The sequence below is a fragment of the Nitratidesulfovibrio sp. 1201_IL3209 genome (genome assembly GCF_036763125.1).
Taxonomy (GTDB): domain Bacteria; phylum Desulfobacterota; class Desulfovibrionia; order Desulfovibrionales; family Desulfovibrionaceae; genus Cupidesulfovibrio.
The window spans coordinates 1-16942 of the sequence record NZ_JBAIYT010000044.1; the positions used below are offsets into that span (position 1 = coordinate 1).

Consider the following 16942-nt stretch of genomic DNA (forward strand, 5'->3'; position numbering starts at 1 on the left):
AGGCTGCTCGCTCGCGGGCCAGAGGGTATCGGAACGTAACAACCTTCATCACCATGATCTACCTGATCGGAGCGCCCATCACCCAACTCTTGGAGGCGTGAATTCCACAGCTAACGTCGAAGACCCAGAACTCGCAAGTTTCGCGTATGACCTTTTCAGGATTGCGAACGAGTTCTTCGTACTTGATGTCGAACCAGAGTCCCTTTTCGCGCAGCGGCTCGCGCCATTCCTTGACTGCGTTCCAACAGCGCTTCCACGAGTTGGAGGCCATGTAGATATTGGTGGGGCCAAAGGATGATTCCATGTAGTCCACACTGGCGTCGCGACCGTCACGGGTGATGTAGATGAACTGAGCATCAGGGAAGTCATTGTGCATGGGGCCGACGAAGAAAAGGTTATGCGGCGTTTTTTCACCCCAGCGCGGCTTGTTTACCGATTGTGCGAAGCGCATGTGCATTCCTGCGTAGATGCCTGCGAAGCTGCGCTCAGGAGCCAGTTCGATGACTTCGTCAACGATGGTGCGGGGGTTGACCTTCATGCCCCAGAAGGGGGTCTTCAGGCCAAACACCATTTCGGCGGCAAGGGTGCGGAAGTTGTCTTCATTGCTGAGGTCGCCGTAGGTGTGGAGGTAGGGCTGGAATCGGGGGTAATACCAGACCACTTCAGGAACGGCGATGCGGGAATGACTGCCGAGCAAGGCCATAACAAGGGTGGTGCCGGAGCGTTCTGCGCCGATCATGAAAATTGGCTTTTCGGTGAGCTTGATACCCATGTTGGTTCTCCTTCTTTGTTTAGAAGTGTTGTTCGGTGCGTTACATATGGGTTGTGACTGAGGCCGCCACATTCAGGAGGCCGAGCGCCTTGATGAGAATGAAGCCGCCTACGAAGATGCAGATCCCTGAGACAAACGTTTTGAGGTGCTGAGCCTTGGCTGCGTGAGCGATGTTTACGCCGATCATGACGCCAACCAACTCGACAACGGTGACCCATGAGGCGACGGAGAAGTCGATGCTGCCGTAAGCAAGGTTGCCGATCGTGCCGGATATGGCAGCAGTAATCTGGATGACTTGGCTGGTGGCTATGGCGGTCAGGGGTGAAAAGCCAATGATGACCATCAACGGAACGGAAAGCACGGGGCCGCCTACGCCAGTAAGTCCAGAGCCGAAGCCCACAGCGCCACCGATGCCAATCAGCAGGAACTGGTGTCGCTTGCTCGATGCGTCGAAGGCGAAGGTCCGGTCGCCGCTGTATGGTTTGAGGGCGTATACGCCAGCAAAGATGATGACTCCCGCCAGAAGGATGTTCAGTGTACGGGCATCGAACATGGAGTTGCAGAGTGCCCCGATATAGCCGAACAGCGCTCCGCCCATGCAAACGGGAATGGTAATGCGCCAGTCGATGCTGCCGCGACGGTGGTAGAGCCAAGTGCCGATCACGCCAGTGAATATGAAGCTGAACAGCGCGGTGGCCATAGCCGTGTGCGTCGAAAGCCCGGCGAAGGCGGAGAGCGCCGGAATGAGGAGGATGCCGCCGACCCCCACGGTGCCGATGAGCGTTCCAACGATGAGAGATGCAATAACCAGAGCGAAATACATGCGTTCATCCTTGAAGCAGAGAGTGTTGAGTTATGAGGCTGAGACTGCATTGGCTGTGCCACATTTCACAATTTTCGTAACACATCAAAAACAAAGGATTATTTCTTTAAAAAAACCGAATGAAGAGAAATTGCACCTTGTTTTCGAGCGAAAACACACCGTTTTTGAGATGCCACGTCGTGCATGAGCGCATGCGGCGTGCTGTCTTTTGATATTGTGCGCTCAATCACGAACAGCCTTGCTATTTGCTCTTGCTGCTCATTTTCTGTTCAGCGGGGGGCTTGCGGTGCGCCAGTCTCGGTTGAGGATGTCGCCTAATGGGGGAGCGGATAGGTATGCAGCGAAGTCGGAGGCGCTAACCGGTAAAGCTCACATCGTGTGATTCGGCCATGCACAGGCCGGGGGCGGCAGACCTAGTCTCTGTTTAGGAGTCGTGGCCGGGAGAAGGTGGACAGACTGTTGCCGAGCGTAAACAGTTTACCATATGGCCCTTTATTCGGGGCTCCACACTGGAAGAGCGGAAAGGCATGGGCTCTTTCCGCTCTTCCAGTGTGGAGCACGCGTGATCATGGCACGACAGAATTTCGGTGGGGGTGGCATCGTGGAATGGTGCCCATCGTATGTGGCCAGACTCAATCGCCGTGTTCCGGGCATCAGGATCACCTACTTAGTCTGGCCGTGGCAGCGACTACGCGACCTTAATCCCTTTCGCGGTGTGAAAGGATTTGACCTTTCCCCCCTCCATGTATCCCAGCTATTAGTTCGTGACGCAGGCCAAGGAGGCCATCGTCATGAGAAAGAGCGGGTTCACCGAGGAGAAGATCATTGGGATTCTCAAGCAGGCCGAAGCCGGGATGACGGTAGCGTCTTTGTGCCGACAGCATGGGATGTCCGACGCGACGTTTTACAAGTGGCGTAGCAAGTACGGCGGAATGGACGTGCCCGAGGCGCGTCGCTTGAGGGGGCTTGAAGAGGAGAACCAGCGCCTGAAGCGGCTCGTGGCCGAGCAGGCCCTGGACATCCAGGTGCTCAAGGAAGTCCTTGGAAAAAACGGGTAAAGCCCGCCGAACGCCGCTTGGCCGTGCGTTATGCCATCGATGTGCATGGTTATTCAGAGCGGCGGGCCTGACAGCTCATGGAGATGAACCGACGGACCTTCAGACGGCCGTCAGGCCCGGATCGCGATGCTGCATTGCGCATCCGCCTGCGAGGTCTAGCCGAGGAGCGCCAGCGCTTCGGCAGCCCACGGTTGCAGATCCTATGCGCCGTGAAGGCATCGTCGTGAACCACAAGCGCGTCGAGCGAGTGTATCGGGAGAAAGGGCTGTCGCTCAGACTCAAGCACCGCCGCAAGCGGGTAAGCCCTCTGCTGGTGGTGCCGCCAGGTCCCGCGGGGCCGAATCAGCATAGGGCCATGGACTTCATGAGCGACTGTCTGATGAACGGCCGCAGGCTTCGCATGCTGACCGTTGTTGACCTCTATGATCGGTGCTGTCCAGTGATCAAGGGGGATCATTCTCTGACTGGCGAGCGTGTCGCAAGGGTTTTGGAACGGCTGAACGCTCTGGGACAGTGTCCGGCGGTCATCCGAACCGACAACGGTCCTGAGTTCACAGGTAAGGCCTTGGACCTGTGGGCGCATGGGCGGGGAGTAAGGCTGGAGTTCATCCGTCCGGGCAAACTGACAGAAAACGGCCATCTCGAAAGCTTCAATGGCCGGTTTCGGGAAGAGTGCCTGAATGCCCAGGCTTTCTTCTCACTGGCCGAGGCAAGACGGGTTGTCGAGGCGTGGAGGCAGGATTACAACACCGTGCGCCCACACAATTCCCTCGGCGGTATGAGTCCAGAGGAATACCGAAGAGCTGTGAAGGGTGAAAACACTGAAGTCGCGACTACGAACTTATCTCTGGAAAACTTGGCGGGGTCAGGTCACCGTCAGGACATACTTTAGCACGACCTCTTACGGTTGGTAGGGTGTCCGGTCGAATTAGGAGCTACTCCAGCCGTATTGTGCTAAATGGAGGAATTATGGCTATGCCTGAATGAGCATATAAGTTGTTTAAAAATATTTATTGACAGTTACAACATGTCTAACATGATTAGTTTCTAATTTTATTGTCGCATATTAGAATGCATAGTCAATGTTGAGTGTTTTTTGACTATTCAAAATCATTTCCGCATAAGCCATTTTCTTGAATGGTATTATCGCAACTTTGCTCAATATCGCCGTCCTTGATTGTTCCATTGACTTGGCATGTAAGAATCTCTTTAATCGTCGCTTCATTTGCAGCATGAGTTAGAATGGTTATCTGGTCCCAACCCCTTAGACAGGTACTTCCTTTTGGTGCGACGACTTTTTCTCCTCGCGTGATGAGTGTGATGACGGAACCCGGGGGGAGCCTCAGATCCGAGATCTTTGCGTATTGGCTCCCTTGCGGACCGGGAATATCTACTGTGATCAGGTCCATGTCACTTTTGGCCATCGTAATGAGTTCTAAGTTGTACAGTGGCTTGGGGCGAGACTTGGTGGAGATTTTCAGTACCTTGGCTAAAGTTCCAAGTGTTGATCCTTGAAATGTGACGGACAGGATAACGACAAAGAAGACAAGGTTAAAAATTTCATTTCCTTCTGCCATACCCGCAGTGATCGGATAGGTCGCAAGAATAATGGGCACTGCTCCACGAAGCCCTGCCCACGTGATAAAGATTTTGTTTATTACGCCTAGGCCCATCATCATTGTGCCAATCCATACTGCGAATGGCCTGGCAATGAACGTCAGGACTGCGAAGATCACTATGCCCTCAATCCATAAGTCGGCCCATTGGTGAGGATAGACCAGCAGTCCCATCAAGACGAACATGCTGGTGTCAGCGATTGTTGAGAGAGCAGAAATGAAATTTGCGATGCCTTGCTTGTGAACGAAAGGTTTGTTGCCCATTACGAAGCCAGCGACGAAGATAGCCAGCATTGCACTACTTTGGGCCGCTTCGGCCAGTCCGAATATGAGCAGTACGGCCCCAACCAACATGATATAATAATGTCCGCGATCTTGGGGTCTGAAAATATTAAAAAGCCAAGTCATTGCATGACCCAATAACCATCCAATACCTATTCCAGCAGAAAATTTCCAAGCGAAACTAAAGACAACTACTTCCCAGCGAGCATTTCCTACTGTCAGTGCCTGTATGGCTGCCATCGTTAAAAGGATGGCCATCGGATCGTTAGCGGCGCTTTCGATTTCTACTGTTGCGGACAATTTCGAAGGAAGTGATTGTCGCCTGAGAATAGAAAATGTTGCTGCAGCATCTGTTGAGGATATGATGACAGCAAGCAATATAGATTTTTCAAGTTGCCAATGAAGCACAAATCTAAGAATAATGAAAGTTGCAATTGCAGTAAGGATGACTCCCCAAGTTGCCAAGCCACCGGCAGGGAGTGCTACGGACTTAAAGTCTTCACGTTTAGTGCTGAATCCTCCTTGGAATAGGATGAAGACTAATGCCAAGTTGGCTATCTGATTGGTCAACATAACGTTGCCAAAGTCCCATAATCTGAGCACATCGCTGCCGAAAAGAATTCCCGCTCCAAGGGCGATGAGAATGACAGGCACGCTCCAGCGATCTAGAAGAGAAGATACGATGACAATCAAAAGGAGTATCGAGGGGGCGACGAGGTAAAGTTCAATCATATGCATTTTCGATAGTCATAAAATTGAATTCTGAATATTCAAATTCAAGTAATCTCTTTGAGTGAAGTTGCAAGTCTTACACCTAACTCAAACACACGCTTGTAATCCAGTGAAAAAAGCTCCTCGTATCGCTTCCCTTTGGCTTCCGCGTTAAAGCACTTCGAAATATATTCGAGCAATCACCAAACTGATACGCATCACGATCTCGACCGTGGAAATCTCTTGAGCACTCTGTCTGGACACACATCTAGCACTACCTCTTCGGCTAGCAGAGATGCCGGCACTCCAGTGGGCTACTCCCACCCATAACAGAACAGGCAGGACTCGTTCCTGCCTGTTCTTGTTTTTTCCGACAAATAACGCCTATGTGTTGTCGCGCTGCATGGTCTCGATGATGTTCTTCAGCCGCTGAGCCTGTTCGGCAAGCTCGGTCACAGCCTGTGCCGACTGCCGCATGGCGTCGTTGGTCTCGGCAGTGATGCGGTTTATCTCGTCCACGGCATGGGCGATTTCTTCAGAGGCGGCAGACTGCTCTTCACTCGCGGTCGCGATAGAGCGCACCTGGTCTGAAGACTTGTCCGACAGCTGCACGATGGTAACCAACGAGTTGCCCGCCTTCTCGGCCATGGTCGTCACGGTGACCACTTCCTTCACCGTCTGCTGCACCTGTTCAAAGCTCTCACGGGTTCCAGACTGTATACCACCGATGGCGTCGCTCACCTCCTTGGTGGCAGCCATGGTCTTCTCAGCCAGCTTGCGCACCTCATCAGCGACCACGGCAAAGCCGCGTCCGGCCTCGCCAGCACGGGCCGCTTCGATGGCGGCGTTCAACGCGAGCAGGTTCGTCTGGTCGGCGATGTCATTGATGACGTTGATGATGTGGCCTATGTCCTCGGCCCTGCGGCCCAGTACGTCCATGTCCTGCTGCAACCGCTCGGCATACTGGTTCACGGAGTTGATTCCCTTCACCATGTCGCGCACGATGCCCGCACCGACCTCTGCATTGTCTCGGGCATTGGCAGATGTCTCGGCGGCACTGCCAGCACTACGGGCCACCTCAAGCACGGTGGCGTTCATCTCTTCCATGGCCGTGGCGGTCTCTCCGGTACGCTGACTCTGGAACTCCGCCCCACGCGAGGCCTGTTCTATCTGTGCGGCGAGCTCTTCAGAGGCAGCGGAGATGACCTCGACAATACCCTGAAGATCACGCGCCGCCTGCAACATGCCATTCCGCTTGGCTTGTTCGGCGGCCTTGCGGGCTTCTTCGGCCTCCCCAAGGGCTGTCTTTGCCAGCGCAGTCTGCTGTTCGGCCTCCTGCGATTTGGCTTCAGCAGTCTTGATGAGTTCGCCAAGACTTTCAACCATGCGCTTCAGGCTGCCATGCAACGTTAGCAGTCCACCAGAGAACCGTGAACTTTCGGGCAACGCATTGAAGTTTCCGGCAGCGATGTCCCCGGAGGCCCGCACCAGAAGGTCTATGGGGTTGGCTATCGTACGGGAGATGAACCACGCACAGACCACGTCGATAATGGCTATCACCGTGACCACCCCGACAATCTTCAGTACGATAGCTCGCGACTCTGCGAATATCTCATCGGTGTCGATAATGACTACAAGCTTCCAGCCTTCAAAACCCGTCAGTACAGAAACCAGACGATCCTTGCCACCAAGCGTCGCCTCGAACACACCTTCACGTAAGGCGAAAGCATCACGGAAGAGAGCATCCTGGACATCTGAAACCTTTTTTGAAGACGTTAGCTGGATTTTTCGAATCCGAAAGAACTTGGAGTAGCTCCATTTTGGGCCGGACACCCCGCCAACGGGAGAAGGTAGGTCCAGTCCTATGTCCAGATCTAGTGCTACCGTGCGAACTGCAGTGAAAGTGTCACTCCAAGACCTAATGCCTAGCGCCAATGAAACATCACAGCAACAAATGCTGAATCTGAGAATGTCTAACGATCTGAAGGACAACCTGCTTGTCAGCTTTTTACTTTGCTCACTTTTTACGCTTTTGATCAGGCAGAATGGCTGGCGTGGTGATTATCAATCGGCCGATACCCTTCGTTGCCCTCTTCCGGCTAGACCTCGGGAAGGCTGATGCCCTTAATTGATCTTAAATCACTAATTCAGGATGTCATGGGATTCGTTATGCGTGATAATTTTTGCCAGGCACCCCGCATACGGGGCCTGCTGGTCACTGCCCTGCTCCTGGCCTTCTCTGTTAGTCCTGTGTTGGCACAGGACACGGATAACACCCAGAAGGAGCCGTTGCGTCTCGCCTTCTTCAACGATTATGCCCCCTATTCGTGGGAGGAGGGAGGGCGCATGCGCGGAATCCTCGTTGACGTGATGGACGAAATCTTGAGCCGACGCATGGGGCTGGCGGTGGAATACATGGGATACCCTTGGGCCCGCGCCCAGGAACATGTGAAGAGCAGGAAAGCCGATGGATTCGTCACGCTGCCAAACGATGAGCGGCGATCTTACGTGATATTTTGTGAGTTACCGGTGCTAATCGGGACTTACACTGTTTTCGTGAACAGAAAAAACGCCCACAACCCAGACATGGCCGACATCTCCTCAATCCCGGATTTAAAACGATTCGTTGTCGGCGGATATCTCGGGAGCAGTTGGGCTTCTAGACATCTTGAAGCGCAAGGAGTGCCCATTGTTTGGACCAACAATTTGGAATCGCTGCTCCGAATGCTTGCGGCGGACCTTATCGAGATGGTTTCGAACAACTCCGCCGTCATCAAATACAACCTTCGTCTGCTCGGACTTTCCGACAAAGTCGCCGAGCTTCCGAAAGTCCTCGATCAGGCCCCCTTCAATCTGGGTATCGGGAAACATTCCCCATACCTGTCCGTTCTCCCCGAATTCGAGGAAACGCTGCGCAAACTGACCGACGATGGGACGATCAAGGCAATCGTTGAGCGATACACGATGAGCGCACCGCCCCCCGGCCCTGCCGCACACGACAGTATCAGGTGAATACTACCTCTGAACAGACAGGAATAATCTACCCGGCTTTCTAAGGCGAAGCCCCCCTGATATATTCTTCTATCAGTAGCCCTTAAGCACATGTAAAAGCCCATCCACATCACGCACGATGGCCTGGCAGCTCCCTTCAATCATAGCGTTGACTACAGAATAGCGAGTGTCACCTGCCTGCCGAAAGTCGGTTCGAATCCCGACTACATCCTTTCCTCGCGCATATGCGTAGCCAATCTCCCAAGCAGTGCCGTCATCCACTTGTGTTCCATCCAACAACGCGACGACGACATCGCAAAGGTCTAGGGCCTTATGGCATATCTCCATAATCTTCTTGGGAGCAGTCTCTCCCCAAACCTTGATCTCCTGCGAGCTGCACAACTCGTAGGGCCACGTAACGAGATAACCGGCGTGTACAAGCTGCGAGCGAAGCTCACGGTGCCAGAGACGCTCAGCTTCGGAGAATAGGGGCCCAGCCTGATAAATACGCATCACTTTCACCCTCCCCTCAAACTGATTCAAGTTATGGCCGACATACACCACAAGGCCTGAAGCCCTGTCGCACAGCCTCTTCTCTCGACGGCAACTCTATAATGCAATTAGGGCACTGGTAGTCTTTACAGCGAGGATGATGAAAAACCCTACTTCTCTGGTTACCATGGTAAACGAGTTTCCCTGACGAGACAGCCACTGCCGGACTTCCTCCAGTAGCAGACACTGTGGACGGACTCCGCTTGTCCCTACGCCAATCCCAAGGCGGAACAGGCTCTCTGTCATTCCAAAGGCCTACACCCCCGTTCTTAGCTGCAGCCTCCAGACCTATCCAACCTGAGCAGAAGCTATCCCGACAGTAATGGCGGTACACCCACGCCATCCCCTGCCGAATCTGCTCGGCATTGACGTCTAATGATCCCACGTAGAGCCTTGCCACGACACGCCCATATCGATCTAGGTCCTTCTCTTCGACCCGAACGACCTTACCAAACACCATATTGGCAAGAGACTGTTTTGCTTTCGCACCAAATGCCTGAGCGCTTTCTGGCGCGTCAATTCCGTAGAGCCGGATACGAATCTGATCATTATTTTTTGACAACACAGTAACGGTATCGCCATCTGCGACACCAACAACCGTCCCCTCCCATGCTGATGCATCTTGCGATATCAACAACAAAAAAGAGATCAAGCATACAAAAACCATCATGAACACGAATAATCTTTTCATCAAGACACTCCTGCATTAATATTCTCATGCATTGTAAGCAGAAACATCATAAACACTACAAGCCTACTATATTATAAAATAAGTCTGACAAAAATAAAAATTACAAACACCACACAGAATGGACAAAGCGATCCACTAACAGCACAACGTCAATCAACTCAACATCATGCTAAAATAGGTATATCTAATATAAATATAAAACATAATACATAATCTAAATATAATACAATATACAACATAAAGCTATATGTAATACAAGCTTAACACAAGAGCAAAAAAGGCTAATATCATCAAGACAAGCCTTCTTGATGTAAACTACTACACGACATCTTAATTTAATAACAAGGACAATACAAATGCTTACCACTGATCGAAATAGATACAGGAACTATAAAGTACAGACATACGAAGACAAACCAATCCGTACAGACATCATTAATGCGATTGTGAATCGCATTGAATATATGACTTCACGGTTTTGCAGAGTTCTCTTTATACGATTCGATCTGCACTACCCTATTGATTTCATAGCTCCTCATGACAATAGCCATCTAAGCAAATTCCTTAATAGCTTTACACGCTATTTATCCCGCAAGGGGATAGCCTTCCAGTACGTCTGGGCACGTGAACAATCCAGAGAAAAACACCAGCATTACCACGTGATGCTCCTCCTGAATGGCAACCTCACATGCCACAGCTGGAACCACATGGAGAAGGCTGATGCCCTTTGGCAGAGAGCATTGGGGATCAATTATCCCGGATTATTAAAGAGATGCAACAGAAGCAGAGATGGTAGCTCACATCCTGACTTCATCCACTTGGATCGTCATGATGCCTGCTATGAACGAGATATCCAAAGATGCGTGGAGTGGGCCAGCTACCTGGCCAAAACGAGGACCAAGGGCTACGCGCCCTTGAATGCGAGGGAGTGGGGAGCGAGTTCATTGCCAACAGAATGATGAAACAACCGAAGGAAAGCCCCTGCGAGAGGCTTTCTTCTCGCTGACCGAGGCAAGACGGCTCACCAAGGTGTGGAAGCAGGATTACAACATCTTGCGTTCGCACAGCACCCTCGCCGACATAAGCCCAGAGGAATACCGAAGAGCCGTAAATGGTGAAAACACTGAAGCCACAACTACGAACTTCTCCCTAGTACATTTGGCGGGGCAAGGTCATACGCACAGCTGCATACCCCGACTTTAGGGCAACTTTAAAAGACGTGGCAGACTCTGTTACCCTGGGCACTCATAGTTGTCACTCTATCATTGCCTTCAGGAGAGCATCTCTTGCGTCGGAATAGAACTGGATGTCGATCTTCGTTGCCATATCATCGGATAGGTCAAAAAGCTGTCGGCGGCAGGAAACCGGCATCAAGATAGCCGAAGCCCCTTTTTCAACTGCGATCTCAGCCGTGGTGACGGGCGCATGAATAGGCTCAATAGATCCGCCTAGATTAATCTCTCCCACGATGATCAGGCCGCCGCGAACACTCTTCTTCAAGAGAGCCGTGCAGAGCGCAATGAGTGACGCCATGCCTAGTTTCGCGCCGGACTTGGATGCGTCAAAGGCTCGAAGTTGGGCGGTGAATTCATGATGACGAGGGTCTTTGTCCCCGACCAGTTGCATCGCTCGGGCGTAGAGGTTTTGCTCTGCGTAGCCCATGCTTTCCTTGAATGCTGGTGGCACGGGTTTGTTGAGGATCTTGACGCCGGAACCTGGGCCTTCATTGATTTCGATACGGTAGAGTCCCGGGTGCTCTTCACCGCCTCCTGGCGAGATGGTCCAGACCTGGCCCGGTTCAAGGGGATCTCCACCAATGCTGTTTTCGCTTTGCAGTTCTGGAGTCGAGACAAACTTTTCTACGCCATTAGCCCCCATCACGTAACTGAAGTGGGTATTACGGAATTCCGCAGCGCCGATGCGCTTCTGCTGCTCCTTGACGCGACGCCTTGCCTCCATGGCGATATGGACGGCCCACTCGATATCCTCGTCGGCTGCCTCGCCTCCACCGGGATAGAGAAGCTTGAGCAATCCACTCACGGTTTTATTGACCGCGTTGGTATCGCGCCCCGACAGAGCGCCACCGAAGAACACCCGGCCTTGCAATACGCTCACTCTGCTTTGATTGCGAAGCTGGCTCCAACACTCGGACAAGAAATCGCTCACCAGACCGAAGTGACTCGTCAACAGTTCCTTGCTGATTTTAGGAACATCCCAGCCGGGCAGAAAGGCGTGGATTCGGTCCATGAAAGCGGTGTCGTCTTTCATCTCGGGTGGCATGGGGCCAAACAGATGCCCGATGCGCTGCTGATGTTCAACATCAACATCAAAGTTGCCAACCAAGACGATGCTGCCATCGGCTCGGATGCTTTCCTTGCCTCGGCTAAATTCACCTGACTCCATGTATCCCTTCATGATGTTCACGCCATCTTTCTGGTCGAAAGAGACGCCGGACACCTCATCGAAGCAAACCACATCGTATTGGCAGACCAATCCGCGCTGGCCGGTTGCGTTGTTGACGAACATCCGGGCAACCGTGGCCTTACCCCCGGAAATCAGATGCGCATACGGAGAAACCTGCTGGAAGAGATGGCTCTTGCCCGTTCCTCTGGGGCCGAGTTCCACCAAGTTGTAGTTACGCTCGACAAAGGGAACCATGCGCAGCATCAAGGCATCGCGTTGCCGCCGAGACAATCCGTTCGATTCTATGCCTATGGATCGAAGCAGAAACGCCTTCCACTCATCGGTAGTGAAGGACTTGCGAGCCTCGGCCAGGATGTCGAGCACTTCTCGTTTGGATAGTTGGATTTCCCGAAGCGACTCCACACCGAAAGGTCTGCCTTTGCTCTCCTGGGCGATAGCCGCATCGTAGTTCAGGCTGATCTCGGCATAAAAGCCACCAGTCAGCATTCGCTCATGTTCTTTCACCAGTTCCGGGCTAATACGGACATCGGTCAGACGCAGGCTGGGCAGTGTCGCGATGTAGGAGTCAGTCTTCGCATCCAGGCGAGCGGTGATGAGATCGATGATTTTGACCTCGCCATTTTCCCTCGCCCGAGCCTTGAAAAGCTCTTCTTCCCCGGCCTTGATCGTTCGCGATTTGAGTTGCCGTTGGACGATCTCGAGCCCCTCATCAATCTCGTCCTGTTCGGTGCTGGCACAATACCGGCCGAGTAGAAACTCGACCACATACGTAGGCACCGGAAACTGGCGGCTAAACGTTCGGACCAGATCCTTCCGGACCAGGTACCCCTCTAACGAGGAGATCGCTTTTTTATCTATCTGGTCAATTTCAAACATTTATTATCTCCACCAACCACTGTGGCGATTTGCGTAACCAGCGAACCATTGGCATCGACCAGGACCACTGTTGCTTCACGCCCCTCCATGTCCTCGTCCTCGACGACTACTGAGGCTGTTCCATTGTCTTTAAGTCGTTTGCTGCCTACAACCACACTGGACAATGAATTGCCAGCTTGGCTACGAACATCAAGTGATAAACCCGAGAAGTTGCCATCCACGGCAACGGTGCAACGCAAACCCTTCCACACCACGTCGGTAAGTTCGACAGATGCTGCCGCCTGAGCAGCTTCGCCGCACGTTACTGTTAATTGCAGCGTCAGGCATTCTTGCAGGCTCAGGCCGCCGTGGGTGTACTCCTCGCCCTTCTTGAAGCAGCTCACACCATCCGCGAGGGCAAAATACTGACTGGGATTCCAGTACCATGGATAAAGCCGCTCCTCAGAAGTGGCCCCGGGTTTTAATGAGGCGCATCGGCCCCACTTGGTATCCGCCAGGGCACCGGGAAGATCGATTTTTGGCAATCCCCCGGGCAGCAACAACCAGCCATGGTCTGTCACAACCCGAACACGCTTCCACCCTGCTGCCAAAAGCTCCGTGATACGGCCTGTGATCTCCAGAATCAGGGCATCGATGTGTTTGGCAAGTTTCCACCCGCGGTCGTGGCCTTCGTGGTCGATGTCTCCAAATTCGCACCAAGCCATACCCTGGCCATCGCCATCCGCAGAGCGCTCAAGGACCGACCATCCCGCGTCGGCCAGTAACTTCTTCAGGTGATAGCCACCTTTTAATGACTGACCGGTATCTGCTACAGATGGCTCAAAATCTGGACTGCTATCCTCACCGCGAATTCTGTCTCGTACTGGGGTTACCGCCGCCTTGCCGGTTGCCGTTACACTCGGCAGGGCTGTCCAGGCAGGTTCCTCGGAAATCTCAAACCCACACGCCTCTAAAGAGCCAACCAAACGCTTCCCAGCATCGAAACGGAGTCCGTCGACGAAGAGAACGCAGTCTCCGTGATTGAAAGGTGCTGCCTTTGCCGTAAGACAGGTGCCTCCTGGGTACGATGCACCATCTACCAATTTCTGGAGATAGCGGGCTGATTCTTCAACCCACGGCAGGTAAACAGATCGAATAGCGGTCGTCACGGCATCAAAGTCGTCAGAGCTTTCGGCCTGGGCCAAAGCCTGGATCACTCCGTAATCGCCCCGCCATCCGTGACTGCGATATCCCACTGCGAGGTCGTCCACCGAACCTGCAGCAAGGCCACTTTTGGTGATCTCGGCAATGGTCGCCAGATGCTCCACTGCGCAGGCCAAGGGGGAATCACCCAGTTCGGCCCAGACCAGAGACCGCCTGGGTCCATGCTGTTTTTCCAGCTCCTCAATCTTCGCCCTCGCTTCGTGCGCGGGCGCTTTGGCAAGGGCCATCAAATCAAGGTGAAGTTTTTTCTCCTGGTCGTCATTCCACTGAGGCCAGCCGTCGAAAGAGGCGTCTCCCATGTGCCAGAAAATGGTGTCACTCGGTGGACGACATTTTCTGATTTGTGCCGGAATGTTGGGGTAGCGCTTAGGCGCCTCGCAGTAACGTTCCCAAACAGCATGCCACGGCCCTTCATGGTTTGCGAGCTTGGTGCTCCCGGCCAAAACGCCTTCGTTTTGGGGGTTGAAGGCCAGTTGAGACTTGCAGACCTCGACAAAGGCTTTCCATTCGTTCTCGCCACGGCTTGCCTGGAATGCGTCCCCCTGATCGAGCCATTGCAGGAGGTCGCGAATCGGATCGCCACCCGTCAACAGGGTGTTGAAGTAGTCCTTGTCTAGACGCTTGCCCTTGAGCAAGGCGACATCCTCGTCGAGGAGCCGATACAACGCAAGTTGCATGGCGTTCTTGGCATCGTTGTCTTGGGCGACGTCCAGTCCAAGCCCACCCTGATCGGATTTCAAATAGGCAAGGATCGTCCAGTCTTTCGCATTGATTTGGGACCAGATCACGCCCCGGTATTGCAGTTCAGCAAGCGGCTTCAAGTGATCCGGGCAACTTTCGACAGCCCGCAGGTCCTGGCGACTGACGCCCGGCAGATAAAAAATCGGCGTCCGATCCTTGGGCAGCGATATATCCTCAGTTCGACCGGCAATCACGCAACGCAACCAGATGGCAGGTCCAATGCGCTTTTCTGGCGCATAGTCGCCCAGGATCATGAGTTCGGGCAGTTCGGCCTGAAGAACGGGTATGACGGCTTCCCACTGACGGTCACGATCCGGCCACAGGATACAGGCTGGGGCAACCTGAACCTCCGGGTTGAAGACGGCGGCATCACGAACCGCTTTCAGGAGATGATCAAGCACTCTCATGCTTCACCTCCTTGTAATTTGAAAAGTTGAGTTACTTGCTGAACGAGCTTATCTGTCCGCGAATCGATCTGATCAACGCTCCAGCCAGCAGCAGCGGCCAAGTCCTCATTGAGCTTGAGTCCGTTTTTATAGCCAACAGCACGACCTTGCCGGTCTACACGGTCTCGCTTGTCTTCAAAGCTCTTGTTGCCAAGCGCACTGTTGAATCCGGAAATTGTCAGGTTGCCCAATTTGTGAACTTGCGCCTGTTGAATTTCCTTCGCTTTTATCTCATCGCCATCGGCAATCATGGTTATCCAAGACTGAGGGATGTTTTCTCCTTGCGGAAAAATATGCTCGATGGTCCACACGAATTGCTTGTTTTCAAAACGCCACAGATCGACCCAGCTCTCTTTGGTCATGGCTTGTTCGGCGAGTGCGCAAAGAATAAACCGGGTTACTCCTGAGTTTTCCTCATAAATCGGACCTTCCAACTTGCGTTTGAACGCCTCATCCGTAGCGGATACGGCCACCAGTTGCTGCTCAATTGATTGGGGAATCGCATCAGCACGCAGCCCACTGATTTTGTCGATCACAGTCATGAACAGCCGAGTAAGGTCTCGGGTTGGAGGTGTATCGGTCAAATTACGACGAACGAAGAAGCGGACGAGTAGTTCGACTATGGAGGTCAGGTGAGCATTCGTAAGCTCGAGCTCATCCTTTCGCACAAGCAAATACAACATCAGCAAATACGATGGGGCACCCTGAATCCGCTCCAAATCCTTGATCGGTTTTTCGAGACCATTGAGCGCGTCATCCTGGTTGCGAGAAAGTATCAGCGAATAGAGTCGACCAGCGGCACTGATCTTCTGCAGGCAATCCTTCGCGTCATGGTTGATGAGCTTTTCATAGATCTGAATCAGGTTGGATCGAGTGGCGACCGGAACCTGGTGGACCGCTTTGAGTTGATCCTTGAAGGCGTTGTAATACTGGCGGAAGAAGCGTTCCTGGATGGCGTAGTCGTCACCGAGGTAACCCAAGAGACGATTCCAGTGCCCGAAATAGTGATCTACCTTGCCTGGCTCGATGGATTCCAGACGAGCCAGCAGCTTGTTCTTTATGAGATCGATGGCCGTAAGCGGCATGCCTCGATTGTTTAATGACTCGAACAGGGTGTAAGCGTCTGCGTGACTCGCCACCTCAATCTTGACCAGGCACGCATGGCTGACCTTGTCCAGGAATTCCATGATGGTTCCCAGCCGGTTGCTTCGGCCGTTGGCCATTTCATCTATGCGATCCTGGAAATACCGATAGGCCCGAAAGATCTTGCGGTTGCCAGCGTAGGCGGGGACATCACATTCACTGATGACCCCGATCTCGGCGAGAACAGCCCGGTAATCGGGGTTGTTATTGTTCTGAATCTGCGGGATCAGACGAATCTGATCGTCCCCTTTCTTGAGGACCAACTTTCGCTTTAGATTGATCAGCTCAACGCGCTGTTCATCATCCAAATCGGTTTCATGGCTTTTTAGGGCATGGTAAACAGAGGCAAAAAGCAATGAGAGCGTCGTCAGGCGCTGTTGTCCGTCAACCAGTTCAAGTTTCTGGACTGAAAGCGCATCGGTCGACTGGTTGATGCAGATGATTGAGCCAAGGAAATAGCCCGGATCGTTCTCAAGCACATCGTCGAACAGGTTTTCCCACTGATTTTTGCCCCAGGTGTATTCACGCTGGTAGCGTGGGATGGCGTAGACCACGCCCGCTTCGATATCGAAGAGCTGTGAGACTGGGTAGTTATTTACAGATTTAATCATCT

12 protein-coding genes and 1 pseudogene are annotated in these 16942 nt (G+C 52.9%); 4 read left to right on the forward strand and 9 right to left on the reverse strand.

Translation table 11 applies throughout. The features are described from left to right. Positions 1-58: 58 nt before the first annotated feature. Together V6B97_RS15735 and V6B97_RS15740 are read right to left on the reverse strand one after the other, a co-directional pair. A complete protein-coding gene (locus tag V6B97_RS15735; protein ID WP_333507477.1) occupies positions 59-772 on the reverse strand; it encodes a sulfotransferase family protein in 714 nt (237 codons plus the stop codon). 40 nt (positions 773-812) lie between these two features. Next, positions 813-1595: a sulfite exporter TauE/SafE family protein gene (locus V6B97_RS15740; protein WP_333507478.1), complete on the reverse strand. Its 783-nt coding sequence runs from the start codon at positions 1593-1595 to the stop codon at positions 813-815. Positions 1596-2386: 791 nt separating this feature from the next. Between V6B97_RS15740 and V6B97_RS15745 the strand changes: the two are divergent. Next, a pseudogene (locus tag V6B97_RS15745) lies at positions 2387-3545 on the forward strand (IS3 family transposase). A gap of 208 nt (positions 3546-3753) precedes the next feature. On the opposite strand, the gene V6B97_RS15750 reads toward V6B97_RS15745, so the two are convergent. Both V6B97_RS15750 and V6B97_RS15755 read right to left on the reverse strand, forming a co-directional pair. Then, positions 3754-5283: a potassium/proton antiporter gene (locus V6B97_RS15750; protein ID WP_333507479.1), complete on the reverse strand. Its 1530-nt coding sequence runs from the start codon at positions 5281-5283 to the stop codon at positions 3754-3756. A 363-nt stretch (positions 5284-5646) separates the two neighbouring features. Then, a complete protein-coding gene (locus tag V6B97_RS15755; protein WP_333507480.1) occupies positions 5647-6969 on the reverse strand; it encodes a methyl-accepting chemotaxis protein in 1323 nt (440 codons plus the stop codon). 411 nt (positions 6970-7380) lie between these two features. Here V6B97_RS15755 and V6B97_RS15760 point away from each other — a divergent pair, with 411 nt between their 5' ends. Next, entirely contained in the window at positions 7381-8274 is an 894-nt protein-coding gene (locus tag V6B97_RS15760; protein WP_333507481.1) for a substrate-binding periplasmic protein, read from the forward strand. Between the two features lie 72 nt (positions 8275-8346). On the opposite strand, the gene V6B97_RS15765 is transcribed toward V6B97_RS15760, so the two are convergent. After that, on the reverse strand, positions 8347-8766 hold the full coding sequence (locus V6B97_RS15765; RefSeq protein WP_333507482.1) for a nucleoside 2-deoxyribosyltransferase: 420 nt from the start codon (positions 8764-8766) through the stop codon (positions 8347-8349). A gap of 31 nt (positions 8767-8797) precedes the next feature. Next, positions 8798-9496: a thermonuclease family protein gene (locus tag V6B97_RS15770; protein WP_333507483.1), complete on the reverse strand. Its 699-nt coding sequence runs from the start codon at positions 9494-9496 to the stop codon at positions 8798-8800. A 464-nt stretch (positions 9497-9960) separates the two neighbouring features. On the opposite strand from V6B97_RS15770, the gene V6B97_RS15775 reads away from it, so the two are divergent. Together V6B97_RS15775 and V6B97_RS17465 are read left to right on the forward strand one after the other, a co-directional pair. Beyond that, positions 9961-10455, forward strand: a complete 495-nt coding sequence (locus V6B97_RS15775; RefSeq protein ID WP_442935502.1) for a YagK/YfjJ domain-containing protein — start codon at positions 9961-9963, stop codon at positions 10453-10455. After that, positions 10415-10699: an integrase core domain-containing protein gene (locus V6B97_RS17465; protein ID WP_442935501.1), complete on the forward strand. Its 285-nt coding sequence runs from the start codon at positions 10415-10417 to the stop codon at positions 10697-10699. Before V6B97_RS15775 ends, V6B97_RS17465 begins: the two co-directional genes overlap by 41 nt. Before the next feature lie 51 nt (positions 10700-10750). Here V6B97_RS17465 and brxL read toward each other — a convergent pair whose 3' ends face one another. Genes brxL through V6B97_RS15790 form a run of 3 tightly spaced genes read right to left on the reverse strand, consistent with a single transcriptional unit; the run spans position 10751 to position 16940 of the window. Further along, the gene (gene brxL / locus V6B97_RS15780) at positions 10751-12796 is read right to left on the reverse strand and encodes a BREX system Lon protease-like protein BrxL (RefSeq protein WP_333507485.1); all 2046 of its coding nucleotides are present in this window, start codon (positions 12794-12796) and stop codon (positions 10751-10753) included. Next, complete coding sequence (pglZ, locus tag V6B97_RS15785) at positions 12775-15147, reverse strand: BREX-1 system phosphatase PglZ type B (protein WP_333507486.1); 2373 nt, start codon at positions 15145-15147, stop codon at positions 12775-12777. Before pglZ ends, brxL begins: the two co-directional genes overlap by 22 nt. Continuing rightward, positions 15144-16940, reverse strand: coding sequence for a DUF262 domain-containing protein (locus tag V6B97_RS15790; protein WP_333507487.1), 1797 nt, complete (start codon positions 16938-16940; stop codon positions 15144-15146). Before V6B97_RS15790 ends, pglZ begins: the two co-directional genes overlap by 4 nt. Positions 16941-16942 lie beyond the last annotated feature (2 nt).